The organism is Aquimarina longa SW024, from assembly GCF_001401755.1.
Taxonomy (GTDB): Bacteria; Bacteroidota; Bacteroidia; order Flavobacteriales; family Flavobacteriaceae; genus Aquimarina; species Aquimarina longa.
Window position 1 is genome coordinate 805,522 of sequence record NZ_KQ474099.1, and the last position, 17,813, is coordinate 823,334.

The following is a 17,813-nucleotide window of genomic DNA, read 5'->3' on the forward strand; positions in this document are numbered from 1 at the left end:
TTTTTCAATTTCATTAACAAATAATAAGTAAATTTTCTAACACTATTGCTTTCAGCTAATTAGAGTAGCATATAATTACTTATTGTATTTGTCTGATAATGAGAAAATTGAAATTTCACTTGTAAAAAACAGTGAATTTATTGTATTATTTAGATATTTTTATAGTCCTTTCTAATTAATTTATAGGATTAAAAATATAAAATTACATTTTTTTAACATTAATAAACCTTAAAAAATATAGAAATGAAAAAACATCTTTTAGAGAAAAAGGAAACACTATATAAGTTTTATGATCGATGAAATTTATATAAACTAAAAAAACACTTAAATTGTTCCCTACCAACAGTTTAAATGAAAAATACCCCTTTAAAAAGAGATATAAAAATAAACAAAAAAACTAAATGGGCGAGCAAAAAAATATGAAGGAAAAAAAGGTAGACATATTAATTAAAGATTTTTTTTCAGAAATAAATTCATGTGAATTTAATCTATATTTATCAGAACTTACATCAGATGCAATGTTAGGTACTCAGGATAATGATAAAACACAAAATAGCAATCGAGTACATATGCTTTCTAAAATAATGATGTTTATAAATAAATTGGATGAGTTATATTAAAAGTATAATACGATTTTATGCTAAGTATTATAGAATACTTGTATTTTTGTGGTTATTAATTTCATTAGTAGGAGTTTCAAATATTCTTCTGACAGGGCTAGAATTTTATAGTAATTATGAACTTATACTTACAGCTATTGTAATCGTTTTCTTTGGATTTTTTATTATAGGTTTTGGAATATTATCTAAACATTATACAACTAAAAAAAGCAATCAGTAATTAACTGATTGCTTTTTATTTTTTAGATTATCCTTTCTATCAACATCTATAGCATATTTACTATGTCCCATTTTTAACCATAGCATTTCCATTACGTCATATTTATCATTATACTCTTCGCCATTATCAATTAAATCTTTATATTTTTTTACAGTTTCTACGGGAAACCCTGTTATTAATTTATAAAAAGAACGTCTCATCATTCTATAATTATCTTCCTTGCTTTTTGTAGTGTTAGCTCTTTTTGCTCTATTATAATACTTCTTTATATTATCTGCTTCTTGAAGCACTGGATTGTCTAATAATCCTCCAAAACTTTGTTTTTTTTCGACTAATTCATCTACAATTAATGTTAATGCACTTCCTACCATTGGGATAGATGATGTATTTCTAAGAATTAGTGTACTCAACATAGATTTTTCTGCTTCGCTAGGCTCATCATCATCATTCAACAGCCAACCTAGCCCCCCTTTTAATCTCCCTGCTATCCATGTATATAGAAGGGGCTGTAACAAACTAAAATTGGTAATACTAATTAAATGTCTGGCTAAACTCCCTTTCATTTCCTGATTTTTACGAAAATATCTAGAAACCTCAACATAACTGCTTATTGCATTCCGATAGTTTTGCATAGGAGAAGTAGCAAACATAGAAAAAACTTTACCTACAGGATGATTTTGCAATTTACTTTTGCTAAACTTTGTTTGACCTTGTTGAGTACGATCAACTGCTGTTTCAAATTTTAACATTGCTTTTTTTTCGGCAGTACTTTCATCCATGCCTCTAGATAAATATTCTGCTTTCCAAGATGAGTACAATGGGAAACTCCCCATAACTCCTACTAAGTCACCTGCTTTTACATTCAGCATTAATGTATTTTGTATCGTATCATAAGCTCTTATAAACTGTTTTACGCTATTTCCTACTTTAGTTCCAAACACCTCTTCATTAGATATAGAGTTTAGCCCTGTAATCGCTTTATTTAATGTATTTGTATCTAAACGATTCTTAATATATTTACTGTTCTTAAAAATGTGTTTTGCATCTTTAAAATACGTTATGGGATTATAGCCTTTTACAGCATTTTTACCTCGTGGCAAAAACTTAATAGCATTAGGAATGGATAAAGTTTGCGTTAGTGCAATTTTAGGCTTAATGGCAAGAGTTGATTTTACCACATTTCCCATTAATACATCAAGGATTCTTAAAGACTCTCTTTCTTTACCTCCTCTTACCATTTCTAAATCTCGGTAATATTTCAATTGTTCAAGAATAGCATCTCCGACATATTTATTATTAGCCATTACCGAGTTTTGAAAGCGTTTGTCTTTAAGCATTGCGTCATATTTGGCATGAATAGAAGCATATTGCACAAAATGCTCACTCTCAAAAAGATAGTGTTGTAACGTTATATTTACATCTTGGGCTTGAATTGGCAATTTATTGTTTAGACGTTCTTTTGTAGATCCTCCTGCGGTTGTTCTGGCAGTAGAGAAACCATCCATTAAATTTACTGTTTCTTCATCATAACCATATCTGGATAGTTTTCCAGCGTAAAATTTTGGCTTCCCAAGCGAATGTCCATACATTTCTTTATAAGTAGTATTGATATGATTATAATAGTTATCATAAAAATCAAAAAGAAACTCTCCATATGCCTTTGTTTTTTTGTTTAAAATATTATTTACATTTTCCATAAATCTAGTATCATACCCTGCTGAAACAAACCCTTGGTGAAGCTCTTGATTTTTATGATGCATCCAAAGGTTTAATAATTGCGACTCAGTAAGAGTAATATTAACATCTTCTAATGTTTCATAGTCTAATTGTCCTGTATCATTACTCAGTTGAGGACGCTTAACAGTAAAATGATGTTTTTTTCCTAAAATATTCTCCATACTAAAATTACTACCTCTTCCTTTAATTTTTGAACCAAATATTTCACGCTGTTTCTTTTTTAAAATTTTAGTGTACTCTCGTAAATTAAACTCTTTATTTGTTGCAGAAGATTTTAGTTCTTCTAATAGATTAGTCGAAAATCCTTCATTCGTATTTCTATTACCTTTTTTATCTATTATTTGAAGAACAGAATCTAAATCTCCCATTTTACTTCCACTAGTCCATGCAAATGTGAGTTTCATAAAACTTGTTACAAGAGCATTTCTTTGCTTAATAACATCTTTTTTAGTGGGAGTAATTGATTTATCATTAATATTATTTGCTTCTACAGCTCTTTTTATAAAATCATTCCGTTGTTGTTTTTTCTTTAGAACCCAAGCTAAATGATTACTTCTCCCTTCGTCATACACATTACTTAATTCTTGTTCAGATTCTATAAGAGCTTGTAATTTTTCTTTTGGAGAAGTTATAGTTTTACTATTGATTATTCCTATTGCAATGTTTAATGAAGCTAATTGATTAATTTCTGAATCATTTGCTATTGAAACTTTACTAATTAATTCTCTTTGAGTCATCAGTAAATCTGATAAAAATTGTAAATCATATGTACTTTTTTCACTACGATTTATATCTTTTCTATTTACTGTATAGTCTTTTAGTAGAGATTTAACACCATTAATAACCTTTGTGCTTTGTTCATTTGTAAGATTTGCCTTTTTTCTTCCAGACTCTCGTTTTGTAAGTTTTCTTTTTAGAATTTTGTTGATATTCACCATTACCCTACGGCTTTCCAATTCATAAAACATGTCTTCTAATTCCTTGGCTAGATTCTTTATTTGTGTTTCTGTTTTAGCACTTTCTAGCTTTTTGTAGATACGTTCTAATTCAGATTTTCGTAAATTTTTAATGTTATTGGAGGTAATTTTGTTACCGAAAAAATCTTGTCCAAGTACTTTAATTTCTTGGCTAAGTTCTTTCTTAAAAGTTTCAAACTCTACTGATTTTAGTTCTTTTAGACGCTGCTTATATTTGTCTTTAATCTTTCTTCTTTCTGCTGTAATAGCGATTTCTTCAAATGTATGTAAAGCTTTTTCTAAACTTGCTTTTGTCTTAGCATTTTCAATAGTAGTAAGAATTTTTCCTAGATCACGTTGTTTAAGATTTTTAATAGTATCACTATCTATGAAATCTTTAAGCGCATCACGTAGATCTTTTCTTATAGCCGAAGCTTTTGCCGTTTTTGTTTTTAATGACTGTAAGGAATTGATGGTTTTATTAAACAATATTCTTGTTTGCTTTTCAAGATGTATATTTTTAAATAGTTCATTTTGGTTTGAATTATCTGTATTAGATGCAGCTTTAGTTGTTTCAAGAATAACCTGATCTTCCCGAGCAATATCTTCTGTGACTGATAAGGGGCTATTTTTCCTTTCCTCTACAGATAGCTTATGTCTAGTTTCAATATTTCTAGCTTCTACCTCTCCAACAACCGATAGATAAATTTCAAAATCCTGTTTATTGATTTTACTTTTTAAAGATTCTAATCTACGTTTAAGAGAAATAATTTCAGAAGGATTTAAATTTTCTCCTTTAACAAGTACCCTTAATTTTGCAGCAATAGTTCCTTTTTGTAAATCTTTATAGGTTGATTGTAATTTTTTTATTTTTTGTAATAACGCATTTCTTGCATTATCAGTTGAAGCTCCTCCTGCAAAACCTTCCTCATTCTGAATTAAATGTTGAACTTCATGCATTAGTGTTAGCATCATTTCACTATCACTTTGTTCAGTACTAAGAAAAATTCGATTCTCTTCAGGAATAACCATACCATAACCGTCTAAATTTGATGTAAAAATAATTTCAACTGTACTAAGTTTTTTATAGGCTTCAAAAAGTTTAGGAAAATCTAATATATCAGATAAATTACCATTGTTTAGATTTTTAATTTTAGCATCCCCATCATATAACTCTATTTTCCATTTCCCATCCCCTCCAAGTTCCCAACCTGTAACCATCCATATATCTTTAACATTTGCTCCATTGGCAGACATTTGTTTTGCAAGCTCCAGAAATTTCAGCTTTTCTTTTCCCATTTTTTTAGCCCCTTTACGACCAAGAATCATATATTTTATCTTGCCGTCATTACTTAGCTGTTTCGGATCTATTTTCAAATCACGACCACTAAGTATATCTGCCAAAGATTTATTAAGAAAAGTGTCTAAATCTATTTGGTCTATATTTCCTTTATATTCCTTAAAAAAAGTAGTGCTCAGGAATCGTTTAACTTTTTCTAAAAACCGCTGAAACATGTTTTTTTCTGTTCCCCATAGCATTGCCCCTCGATCTCCTATAGCAGTAACTAGAGCTTCCTCTAATTGTGCCTTCTCTGACAAATTAGCATAAGCAGGATTGGATTTTACTTTTTGATGGTAAATAGTGTTTTCAATAAGTTGAAGCCCCTTATTAAACAAAGCTTTATTATTATTTTTAATATGACTTGCCCAGATATGCCCAAATTCATGTATAGGAGTTTCATAATTCATTAACTTTGGATCAAGAAACACCTCGCCTGTTTTTGGGTGAACAAACCCAAAGACTTCTCCTTTTGATGTTTTCAAAAAATTAATGTCATTAGCAGTTAACTTTTGATTGGTAGAAAGGTCATTTAATGCTCTAGTCATAGCATTAGTGTCCATAACAATCTTGTTTTTTGGAAAAGTTTTTTTTAATCTTTCAAATAATTCATTAACTTTTAACCTATTGACGTTTGTGTTTCTGGCAGTCTTTTCTATTTTAAAAGGAATTTCTTCATTACTATTAAAACCTTTTTCTATTTCTTGCCAATCTATTGATGAAGTTGTTACTTCTTTTTCTATATCATTTGTTATCCCTGCTACAGCTTTTATATTCTTTTTTGTAGCTGTTAGTCCTGTAAGTTCTTCAAATTTTCCTAAAAGTGTATTCTTAATTTCACTTTTCTCATTAAGATAGTGATTAGCTCCTTTATGATTAAGCATAAAATCTGTTATATCTTTAATAGAAACAATAGAATCTGCATTATTCGCATTATAATCATGTCCAAGGTCTGAGATGATATTCATTTGTACTTGATCTAGACTTTTACCATTAGGACTAAAATAACTTTGAGAAACACCTTCTTGTTTATTAGTATAACCTACTGCTTCATGAAATGATTTTTGACTTACATTACTCACGTTATTCGCAATTACTACTGTTTTATCATCTAAGACAGTATCAAAATTATTGTGTATAATCGTTTCAGCAACTTCATGAGGGTTTTGGCTATGATCAGCTACTAGAGCAGTAATATCTTGTTCTATACCTACTGTAGTATCAATAGCTCTTTTTCCTGTATTAAAATTTGTGTTTTCAATATATTCTTTAATATATTTCCGCTTTGTTGTTCCTGTCACGCCAGAAACAGAACCATCTCGATTAAATACTTCAACCATCCCATTTTCATCTCGTCTAATTTGATAATTTTGATTTTTAGAAATTAATGGTTTTGATTGATTCTTGTTTTTAGCAGGCGTTTTAGACGGCTCATTTATTGTCTCATTTTCTACAGAAATCTCATTATCTACTGTTTTCTTATTTCGTTCAAACTCTTTATTTTCAGTGATTTCAGAAGGTAAGTTTCTTTCTGGTATTCCTGGAGTTTTAGATTCATTTTTTTCAACCTCAAAAAGAATGTTTCTAGAATCAATTTCATTATTTCGTTCCGCAAGCTCATTAGAATCAAAAATATCATCTGTACTATTTCTAGAATCAATTTCATTATTTCGTTCCGCAAGCTCATTAGAATCAAAAATATCATCTGTACTATTTCCAGAATCAATTTCATTATTTCGTTCCGCAAGCTCATTAGAATCAAAAATATCATCTGTACTATTTCTAGAATCAATTTCATTATCTAATTCTGATTCAGTTGATGAGGTTTTTTTTTCTAAGTTATTGTGATTAGTTTCTTCTATTTTTTGTTGTTCTATATTAACAATTTCTGTTAAGTTTATAATATCCTCAGTATCATTGATTAGTTTTTCATTATTAACTTTGTTTGCTTCATCTAATAATTCGATTAACTCATTTTTACCTTCACTATCAGGTAATGTTTCTGCTTCTTTCCTAACTTTACTAAATACGGCTGAGGTAATATTACTACCAGTAGAGAAAGCAGTTGTCGTAATTGCAGTTAAGACTAGTTTTCTCAATGATTGATTTGTATTAGTACCTATTACTTTCTCAATTGCTTTTTCTATATCAAAACCATTTTTAGAAAGTTCATTGGTAAAATCACCAATATACTCCGCAGTTGTTTCTGATACAGAACCAACGCCAATACGAGTAATGAAACGTAAATACTTATTTCGTACCTTCCCTAATCTACCCTCTAATCCTTGAAAAATGTTTTGTCCTACATTTTCCCCAACCCCCATAGCAAAAGAAGAATTATTATTTGGTGCAATCTGAAAAGCAATACCATCTAATGTAGCACCTTTGATAAAATTAAAAGCTTTTTGTCCCATACGCCCATAGCGCAATCTAGATAATGCTGCCAAACGAGTTAATACAGGGGCAGTTCCTAATCCTTGTGTAAGATAGGTTGTCCCTATGATTTCTACCATTGCAGGTAGAGAACTCCCCACACTTCGTAAAGCTTCATCCCCCAGATCAAGTTTTGCATTTAGCTTTTGAGCTTTTGTAATCGAGAAACTTTCATCTTTAGCGACACTTTTATAAACCTCAGCTAACTGATCTGTAGAGTATGAATTAAGATCATAACTAAAACCTTGATCTATCCCTGTACGAAGGCTTTGATACCAATGTCGCTTTACGCTAGATGGATCTACATTTGTTAAAAGGATTTCATTAATAGCACCAAAATCCATTTTAGCATCAGTATATTGAGCTTTCCAAAAATCATTTGCCTTTTTTCGTTCTTTTTTTTCTTTCTCCTGAGAAAAATGATTCCAAGGAATCGATTCAACATATTCATTTTTAGCTGTTTCCCATTTTGATTCAATTGCTTTCAATTTTTCAAACTTATCATTCCATAAAGCAGAAAAGTTTTCTTTATCCTTAGATGCTTCATCAAATTTTTGATAACGTGATTTTAGATCTTTTAAAAAATTATCCTTGCCAACAGAATTTATCATTTCCTGAAAATCCTGATCTTGTGCAAATCCGCTTTCATCAAACATTGTAGTATTATTATCCTCAGATTTCCACCAACTATTACCTTTCATTTCTTTAGTCAAGCGAATTTTTGCGTCATAATACTGCTTTTCTAATTCTTTGTCACTAGGGCTTTTATTCCATTTTTCTTTTAATTCGGCAATCTTTACATTGTTTTTATATAATCTTTTAGATCTATTATTTGGTAATAAACCTATAGCTTCTTTTAAGCGTTCATCTTTTACCTGTTTCTCAGCAAAATCTGGAGTAATCTCTGGGTGGTCTTTTAAGATTTGTTTTGCTTTATGAGTAAGTGTAAATTCAGGCTGTAAATCATTTTCTAAAATCCCTTTAAAACGTTCTTTTCTTGCACTATTAGCATACTCCTTGTCAAGATCAACCCCTTTATTTACCGTATGCCATTTTCCTTTAATCATTCGATTAAGGCGATCAATATCTTTAGTATCTTTTTTAGAGATAATATCTTTCTTCTGTACAATATCGTCAAGAGATATTGTGCTTGTTTTTTGTTCTATATTTTGCTTTACTCCGTCAATCAGCTGAGATCTCTCTTCACGCCAATTTTGTTTTTTTTGTTCTATAGAGGTATTAATCTCTTTATTAACAGAATGCTCGTTAAAAAGTTTTTCTCGATCAATAGTTTTAGGTCTTAGATCAAATTTTTGTGATTGTTTTTTTTCAAAAGAGTCTAAAAAACTAAGTTCTTTTTTTTTAGGAGTATCAAAATTTACCTTATCGGCATAAACAGGATATTTCTCAATTATTTTATGCGCTAGTTCAATATCTCCCATATTACTGTATTGAGGATATTGTTTCTTTATTTTTTGGGAAAACTCTTCAGGAGTCATTCCCCCATCATTAATTGGGTTTTCTTTTTCCATTTTTAAAATCTATTCCTAAAGGGTTTTCTTTTGTTTTTTTATGAGGAGTAATACTTTTTGTAGAGCCACTAGTCTCACTTACAAAATTTATTATATCTTTTACTCCTTTATTTGTTGACACATTAAATTCTTTTTGTTCCCCCTTATGGTTAATGGTAATTTGCTTATTTTTCCCTGAAAAATACCATCCGTTAGATGCATCAAAACCTTTAGACTTTAAGAATTTAACAACCCCATTTCCTGTAAAAAAACCCTTACCTACAACATCTTTATACTCATTACGTATCTCTGCTATACTCTGTGGTTTTGTAGATTCTGTTTTGCCTAATTCCCTTTGCACTTCTCCGGAGTCATAAATACTCATAGACTCCTGTGGGGGCAGTTTATAGTTTGCAAATGAAGATAATTCTCCTTTTAAGCGTTCTCTATCATTAAGTTTAAAATATCGAGTTTGTCCATTACTTAAGTCAAACACAATATTATTTTTGGTGTATTCCACATTTTTAACCTGAATGTTTGTTTTGCGTCCTTTTTCGTCTTTACTTTCTCCAATAATCTTATCCCTCCATATACCTAATGATCTAGGATCTCCGTTAATTGTTCCGTCTACGAGTGTTCTTAAAAAGTCTGCATCTTCTTGTTTTTTAACTGGTTTCTTTTTTTCATTTACTTTTCTCCATCTTTCTTGATCTCTATCTTGTGCTACAAGGTCTTTAGTATTAAACTCTAGCCTATCAAACATTGTAATATTTTCAATATAAAATCTATTTTTAGCTTCTTTTAGCATTTCATCAGTAAGAGGTGTATTTATTTCCGTATCTAGTTCATCGTAGATATAGCTCAAACCTTCATCTGTTATATTTTTGGCGGACTCTCCAAAAAGAGTTTCTATATTTTTCCTGATACCTAATTTACTTTCTGGAGAAAGTTCTTTTACTTCAATAGTGTTATAAGTACCATTTGGATTTTTTGTATGAAGTGTTCCAAAATTTTCTTTAGTATTTTCTTTAAAACGATCTACATCAAAACGCTTTTTATACTCAGGTAAATCAATCCCTGTTGCCATTCCATCCCATGTAAAATCAGCTTTGCCATCACGATTTTGATCGTAATCACCTGTTATATTCCCTTTATCATCAAGTCCGTAGTTTACCTGCCCTTTAATTACTTGCTCTACTTTTTCGATATGATCTCGATTTAGGTATGGGCTATATATACCTTCTTCAAGCCCTTTTGTACCGTCTTGCATCCAAGTTGAATAACGTTCAGTCATTTGTTTAAATCTAGGGGCAAAATCTTCAAGATTAGAAACAATTAAACTACTTTCTACATCATTAGAATCTTTTTCTAACCTCTTCATAGCTTCATTTAAAGTATCAGCAGCTTTTAAAGCGAGTTGTCCCCGTTTTTCATCTTCAGATCTAATACCTGTATGTTCAGCTCTAATTGCTTTTCGTGCTTTTATAGCTCGATTCTTTAGGTCTTTAGCTTTGGTATTTTTACGATTCTGAATCTCACGCTGTTCGACACGATGTTGGAATTGAAGTTGCTCATGTTCTAAGCCAATTTTTCCAAAATCTTCTGTTATTGGTTTTACGTTTGCATAAGCTCCATAAACTCCAGTTCCTTTCCCCATAGTATTACGATCTTTTTATTTATTAGAATCCAGTTGTCTCATTCCGTACATTCCTGCTTGTGCAACATCTCCAATTCCTCCCCACATTGTTTGCCTACCTGCTTCATACATTGCTCCCATACCTGCTAAGTCCGAATTTTCTCTCTGTTCCTGCATATTTCTGATTCTAGCTCCTTCTTCATACATTGCATATTGTCGTTTCTGCTGTTGTTTGTCTAGATCTAATACAGCTTTTTGATTCGCTTCTATGCCCATTCCTGCTATTTTTCCAGTAGCTCCTATAATTGCTCTACTTCCTGCTTGTTGTACACCATTCATTATTGTTGCTGTATTTAATGCCGTTTCATTTTTAATAAGATCAGATCCATAAGTACTCAATTGAATATTTTGTGCCAGATTAGTCAAATCCTGACGGTCATAATTATGAATCATATTTTTATATTTTCGTGCTTGCGCACCTCCAGAAAATGCTTTAGCAAGTCCTCCACCTGCCATTAAACTACCTGCTACTATCGTTGTTGCCGCTGCCATATTATAATTTTTTAATCATTTCTATTGAGTTCATTGTACCTATAGTATATCCCGTTTCTAGATAGACGTTTTTAAGACTTTCATTTTTAAGAGATGTAAAAGCGATTGTATAACCTTCATTCGCACCAATCTGATTCAAGGATTTTATTAAAAGTTTTAAGCCTTGTTTCCTAACTTTTCTATCTTTTACTTCAAAATTTGATATTATATACTCTATAATCGCAAATTTGCTGTTGGTCAAATAAATAAATCCTGCGCAGATATGAACATTATTTTTACTTACCATAATTCCACATTTGCCATTATCCGGCAATAATTCTCTATTTGGTGCTTTCCATCTCCACGATTTCCACCATTGGCAAAGCTCATCATAATCATTTTGCTCTAACCATCTTATTTCAAACATAACTTTTCACTGCTTTACTGTTTACTGCAAATAATTCTACATGTTCATCCTCATCATTTTCTAACTCTACTTTCATGTAGTAGCCACGTACACTACCAGACTCTACTCTAGAGTTCTTTTTAGAGAAGCAAAAACATCTTTCAATAGGAGTCATTATAGACGAGGAATCAAGAGATAAGGTTGTAGCTGTTTTAAAGTTAATTTCTCCTATTAACTCAGCGTTATCGTTGATGATTTGATAAAGACCATCTCCAATGTTTATACTACCATCTATATGTGAAAATGTCGCAATATTATTAGTGTAGTCTATGAGTTTACCAATTCCAGTTACAGATATTCCCGTTAAATCTTCATTGTTTTCAGACCTACGAGTATAGGCAAACCACCTGCTTTCTTTTTTCTGAAATTCGTTTGATAAGATAGTACTGTTTGTATAGTTGGTTTCCAAAGCGATATTCCAAGCTTGGTTTGACTCTAGAAATATCGTTTTGAATATCTTATCATCACTAGGAAAATCATTAAAAACCACACAAATTGTTGATGGTGATTTCTGGTCATAAAATGTATTTCGTTCACCTATATGGTGTTCGTATAGATCACCATTTTTAAATGAAAAAAAATTATTATTCATCCCAATCATTATATCAGGGATATACGAAAAAAACGATGTCCATCCTTTAATTTCGGGACTGTCATCAAAGGCTACTGTTCTGTTTATATTTTGTTTCATTTATATAATATTATTTAGATACGATTTCTTGATCTTCTCGCTTAATATCATTATCTAATTTTTATTGTACCCCCGTATTTGGACAAATACCTGAGATATTCCAAGCAGTTCCACCAACAAAACCAATTACAATTAATTTTACAGTAGTTGGAGTTGATACAGTTTTGTTAAACAGTAAAGTTCCTTTACCAAACTTTGGTTCGGAAATAGAACCGTTTGCAATATCTTCTGGATTAACTGTAATAATCCGTTTTTTTAACGTATTTATAAAAGAGTTACCATTGTATTCATAAACATCTAATGACTTTGAACCACTTAGATCTGGATATCCTGAATTTATCAAACTATTACCTACATATTTACTATCAGCAACAATAACACCATCGTATTCTAGCATAAATCTATCAGGAATACTAAACGCATCGTATGAAATACCTGCTTCTCCTATATCTGTTCCTAAACTTATAGTAACTTCATACACACCAATAGTTCCATTAGCAGCTAACCCATCCTGACAAGGAACACCTATTGCCAAGTAGACAGTAGCATTATTACTATATTCTTTTCCATCAAAAACCCTATAGATAAACTCATCATCAAAATTATTTGAGCCATCATGAGTATAGGTAACAGTACCATTTGGATTTACTATAACAGAACCATGTATAGGTTGACTAAAAATCTCAACACTTAGAGGGTCATTATCCTCATCATAATCATTTAACCGCAGATCAGCAGTAATCGAAGATCCTCTATTACAATTTAGATTATCTGTAATAGCTACGGGTGGAGTATTCTTTTTTATATAATCCCAAATTAGATAAAGGTATTTCTCATTATTAGTTTTTTTAAGATTAAATACTCCTACATTAAGAACATCTCCTGTTATATATTCAGTCTTAGCAATATTTAGCCATGTTGCTTTATCAATAATCTGATGATAATTATCTTTTGATATTAACGTGTTTGAAATATAATAGCCTAATCTATCATCTTGTTCAAAACTACCTGTATTTGTATACCCTTTAAAGGATTCTATTCTTACGATACTGTTTTTAGGTGCAAAAAAAGAATCTCCTTCAGTACCATTAAGCACCTCATATAGATTTAATTCTTGACCAGTAAAGCGGGTTTCGTAGTTTTTATAATTACTTACATAAGTATTTGTAAACCACTTGAAACGATTTCTAATTGTTTTCCCTTTGTCGGTTGAGTCTGCTACTACAATAGGAATAATTGTTATTTCTTCCCCTATGGGACAGATTCCTGATATACGAATAGAAGCACAGTCTTTTGGCACAGAAATTTTTATTCTCGCTGTTTTTGAGATAGGAGTATTTTTATCAAATAGTAATTGACCATCACCCTCTATAGCCCCAGTAGTAAATATTTGCCCATTCCATTTTAGTTCAATAATTGCAGGTGCACCTTCTATTTTATAACTAAAACCTGCTTCACCAATTACAAATCCATAATCAAATTTAAAAGAAGTTTCACCTTCTAATTCTAATTTTAGATATACTTTAGAACAATCTAGAATAACGTTTGGGTTAAAAATAGAAACCCCCTCAGATCCTAATACATAGGCATCAAAATAGGGATCAAAAGCACCTACCTTTTTTTGCTCCAGACTATTTTTAAATAAATCCTTAAACCATGTACGCATTCCATAACCAGATATTTCTGTAATACCGTCTATACCCAAGCGCAATACATATCCTCGTTTAGCATCGGTAAAATATATATGATTACCATGAGAAGAAAAGCTTTCAGGATTTCTACTGATACCATATTCTCCTGCATATGCAATGTGCTGTCCTAACACATTTTCTATTGACGATATGTTAGATGTTCCATCCGCATTATACAATACGTCTTTACCATAGAGAACTTTATGTACTTTGTCTTCCTGAAAAACAACAAGATTCGTATCCTTGGCATAAATCTTTTGAACGGTCCCGTACTTTTTATCTAAATCATCTTTATAATTTGCTTTAGCAAGATTAAAAACATTTAATCCATTTATAGTACTAGATTCTACATATGGATCGCTATACGTAAAATCCGCAAATCGCCTAACCGATTTGTATTTTTCAATTGATGTAGAAGTTGGTCTAAGGTCAAAATTCAAAAAATTACCAGCAACAGTATCTTTTATTTTATAACTTTCAGCTCCATTGCCTTGCACATAGCAGTTAAAAATATCTAATTCTATAATTGCAGGTAGAGATGTATTGATAAATTGATTTTGTATATTTCCTAAATGATTTCCATTAACAACATCAAAAATTTGTGATGTTTCATAGAAGATATTAGTATCTATTTCTGTTGCTTTTGTTTCAAAAATCACTGTTCCTTCTGTAGCAATCACTTCAAACGATAAGTTAGAAGTTATTTTTCGAGAAGCTGTACCGTCACGATGCGACCATATATAAAAACGTTCACCATTTTTGGTAAATCCATAACCAATTCCCTTATCTCCTCTACAATATTTTTCACCAAATGCCCCTAAGTCATCAACTTCATTATCAAACCATTCTTGGATGCTATTATATGGACTACTTACTCTAAAGGTTTTATCATATTCTACACGATATGCAATACTCCCTCTGGCTTCAAATGATAATTTTATTTGCACAATACTCCCTGCCCCTAGTTTATAAGATTTAAAAACTCCATTTATAATCTCCCCAAATATCGGATTTGTGTGAGTTCGCACAGGATAACGAAGATGACTCCCCCCTTCAAAAGTTCTACTAGTAGAGTCATTAAAATTCATATCAAACCCTTTTGGCTTAATTTTCATGTAAACCCCACTTTCTTCAACTATCTGATCTCCATCAACATTTTCATTACTCTCTATAAAATCTTTGTCCTTTGTGGCAACTTCTAAAACAGGAACTTCAATAGTGTTTTCAAGAACTCCATTCAGATCAGATTTTACGATAAGAATACTACCGTCTTTAACCTTATCTTTATTTGCTCCTTCTAATTTCACCCATCTGAAAAGACCATCCTCATAAAAAAGATTACAATAGATAGTTTCATAGTTGAGTTTATTTTGTTTGATTGTAAAAACATAATTTTTTGCCCAATAAGGGGGTTTATGATTTATGTAAACATTAATTTTATTTTGTTGCACACTATATTTTAGTGGAATAAAAAGGGTGTTATTTGCACAAGTAAGAACAGTACTCGAACGTGCATCACTATCTTTATAGATTAGTCCTACCTCATAATCACGTTCTGTTTTTAGACTTGTAGCCACAGCAGTAGCATTATATTGTACTGTTGTAGTGTTGCTTTTCCAACTCCATTCCGATATATGATTAGTAAACTGCTGATCATCTGATAATGTGGGAGTAAGATCTTCTCGATAAGTAATTGTTGGGGCTAAAATATTTATTACAGACGATACATATCCATCAATTTTAAAACCAATTGTCTCTAGTATTTCGTGATTACTAGGTACATTTGCCTCATAAATAGAAAAAAAAGCATTGGACATAACGATTTCTACAAATTTTTTAAAATCACTATCTTCTACTAATGTTTTTATAGTACTATAATTCTGATTTAAAATGAAAACAGCGTCAGATTTAGCCTTTCCATCTATAAATGTTCCTTCAAGATCGAACGCAATAGTAATTTTACTATTTTTAAGAAGAGGAACAGATGATAAATTTATTGATAGCTTTTTGCCTTTAACTACTAAAGTCAATTTTTTACCTGCTATGCTTTTTGTCTTTAATGACAAACTATAATCGATTGCTAAATTTGATCCAAATTGATCAATTAAATCATAGCCTTCAAGATAATTACTATACACCAGACGATTTCCGACTAATTCTTGACATTTAGCAAGTAAAGGAACATTATCAAAAGTTCTATAAATTTCTTCTTTTGGGAGAGTCGTGTATTTTTTACTATTGGAAAATAAAAAATTATGTATCGAATTGTCATTCCATCCTAATTCTTTTTTATTAAAACTTTCAATTATATGAACATTTATACTGTTCGTTTCTTTAAATACGATCTGAATATCCGTTACGTGTTTACTTCCGGTATCAAAATTAATTCTAACCGCATTAAAAGCATTGAGCATACCATTATTCTTCATAGTTTGATAATCCAAATCAAAAGGTTTGGGAGCAAAAGCGACTATAGAGAAAGGTGATAAAGCACTATATTCATTATCTAAATACTTATATCTATATGCAAATGAAAGATACTTATCCTCTAAATTATTTTCAATTGATGTAGAGGTATAGGTAAGATCTATTTTTATAGCATAAATAGGCGGTCTTTTGATGACAGATAAATCTTGTTCCGAAAAATTATCTACTCCATAGTTTTTTGCTCTTTCGATGTTAATTATTCGTGGAGGATTATAATTATCTGTCCAAGCTAATAGGTCGTATTTGAAGTTTCCAGTGAATATTTTATTTACTCCAATGATTAAATGTTCTTTATCAAAATTAAGTACACCGTCTGGACGAGTAGATTCAAGTACGATGTTTAGATTACTATTGAAGTAATCATATTCTAAAACTAAGTCTTTAGTATGGCTAGTAACAAAATAATACAGTTTATTACTTGATGAATCAGCAAAAACACCTATTGTTCGAGCATCTTCTAATTTCAGATTTGTTAGTCTCACGTTGCCTTTTACGCTTTTACCAACCCCCATATCATTACCTTCTTTTCGGGATATACGTATGTTCTCAGCATCATAATATTGACCATTTGGCAATAGACGTTCATCAACATCTTTGGTCATTTTACCTTGCGTTAATGTTCTTTTCTGTGCGTCCATTAAAATTTATTAGGTTTAAACACACTTCGCATTGCTTTGGCAATTCTATGAGAATTGATATCTTTTAGTAAGATTGCTGCTTTGTGTTTTGCTGTTTTATACTTTTTATTAGCACGTTGTTTTTCTCGTTCGGGAACATTTCTTCTTCTTTCAATAGCTCTAAGATATATGTAATGTTCAAGTGCATTTTTAAGGTGTTTATGTACACTTATTTTATCGCCATCTATATTCTTTTGTTGTAGCCCATCAGAAATATATCGTAATACAATATTTTTTCCTCTAAGATTACTACTAAAGCCTATTACTCCACGTTTTTTATCAATAAGAAACTCCCCATGTTTTGATAATTTAGAAGTATCAATATTACTTTGTTTAGAATAGTTGTAAAAATTCCCTGCAAATTCATAACGAGTATAAAGTTTGTTATAGATATTATTGCCATCTAGTTCTATTTCATCACCCTCACTATCAAATACAATTGCATACTTATGATCTTGTAAGTATGTAGGGGATGAGTTGATACTACTGTTATAATCCAATAAGTATAATTTACAATCTTCTCCTATAACAAACACCTCTGTGTAGTCTACATAATCCTGTGGTAAAATCATTTGAAGATCATCACCTATCGAAAGCTCTAAACCGAGTGTATCACCATTTCCACTAAAATTCATTTCACGCACTCCATCAACAGCATACTTAATAAAAAGATGCCTTGGTATACCTTTTAAGTAGCTATCATTATCACTCTCAGCTTCAATAGATATAGAATCGATAACTTGCGATATTGGGATATACTGATAATTCCCATGATTCTCTTTATTTGTATAATATTCTTCTGCTGTTTGTGGCATTTA

Annotated in this window: 9 protein-coding genes; 2 read left to right on the forward strand and 7 right to left on the reverse strand. The window is 30.9% G+C overall.

Features of this window, described 5'->3' with window-relative positions; translation table 11 throughout:
- Positions 1–419: 419 nt before the first annotated feature.
- Both N456_RS12415 and N456_RS12420 read left to right on the forward strand, forming a co-directional pair.
- A complete protein-coding gene (locus N456_RS12415) occupies positions 420–620 on the forward strand; it encodes a hypothetical protein (RefSeq protein WP_148639311.1) in 201 nt (66 codons plus the stop codon).
- Positions 607–840: a hypothetical protein gene (locus tag N456_RS12420; protein ID WP_062057370.1), complete on the forward strand. Its 234-nt coding sequence runs from the start codon at positions 607–609 to the stop codon at positions 838–840. The genes N456_RS12415 and N456_RS12420 overlap by 14 nt, the downstream gene beginning before the upstream one ends.
- On the opposite strand, the gene N456_RS12425 is transcribed toward N456_RS12420, so the two are convergent.
- From N456_RS12425 to N456_RS12455, 7 genes are all read right to left on the reverse strand, one after another.
- Complete coding sequence (locus tag N456_RS12425) at positions 834–8,837, reverse strand: LPD23 domain-containing protein (protein ID WP_062057373.1); 8,004 nt, start codon at positions 8,835–8,837, stop codon at positions 834–836. The genes N456_RS12420 and N456_RS12425 overlap by 7 nt on opposite strands.
- Positions 8,815–10,473, reverse strand: a complete 1,659-nt coding sequence (locus N456_RS12430) for a hypothetical protein (RefSeq protein ID WP_062057375.1) — start codon at positions 10,471–10,473, stop codon at positions 8,815–8,817. The genes N456_RS12425 and N456_RS12430 overlap by 23 nt, the downstream gene beginning before the upstream one ends.
- A gap of 15 nt (positions 10,474–10,488) precedes the next feature.
- Positions 10,489–11,004 (reverse strand): hypothetical protein, encoded by a 516-nt coding sequence (locus N456_RS12435; RefSeq protein ID WP_062057377.1) that lies wholly within the window; start codon positions 11,002–11,004, stop codon positions 10,489–10,491.
- Position 11,005: 1 nt separating this feature from the next.
- On the reverse strand, positions 11,006–11,410 hold the full coding sequence (locus N456_RS12440; RefSeq protein WP_062057379.1) for a hypothetical protein: 405 nt from the start codon (positions 11,408–11,410) through the stop codon (positions 11,006–11,008).
- Positions 11,403–12,140: a hypothetical protein gene (locus N456_RS12445; RefSeq protein WP_062057381.1), complete on the reverse strand. Its 738-nt coding sequence runs from the start codon at positions 12,138–12,140 to the stop codon at positions 11,403–11,405. Before N456_RS12445 ends, N456_RS12440 begins: the two co-directional genes overlap by 8 nt.
- A gap of 61 nt (positions 12,141–12,201) precedes the next feature.
- Positions 12,202–16,956: an Ig-like domain-containing protein gene (locus tag N456_RS12450; protein ID WP_062057382.1), complete on the reverse strand. Its 4,755-nt coding sequence runs from the start codon at positions 16,954–16,956 to the stop codon at positions 12,202–12,204.
- A complete protein-coding gene (locus tag N456_RS12455) occupies positions 16,956–17,810 on the reverse strand; it encodes a hypothetical protein (RefSeq protein ID WP_062057386.1) in 855 nt (284 codons plus the stop codon). The genes N456_RS12450 and N456_RS12455 overlap by 1 nt, the downstream gene beginning before the upstream one ends.
- Between the last annotated feature and the right edge of the window lie 3 nt (positions 17,811–17,813).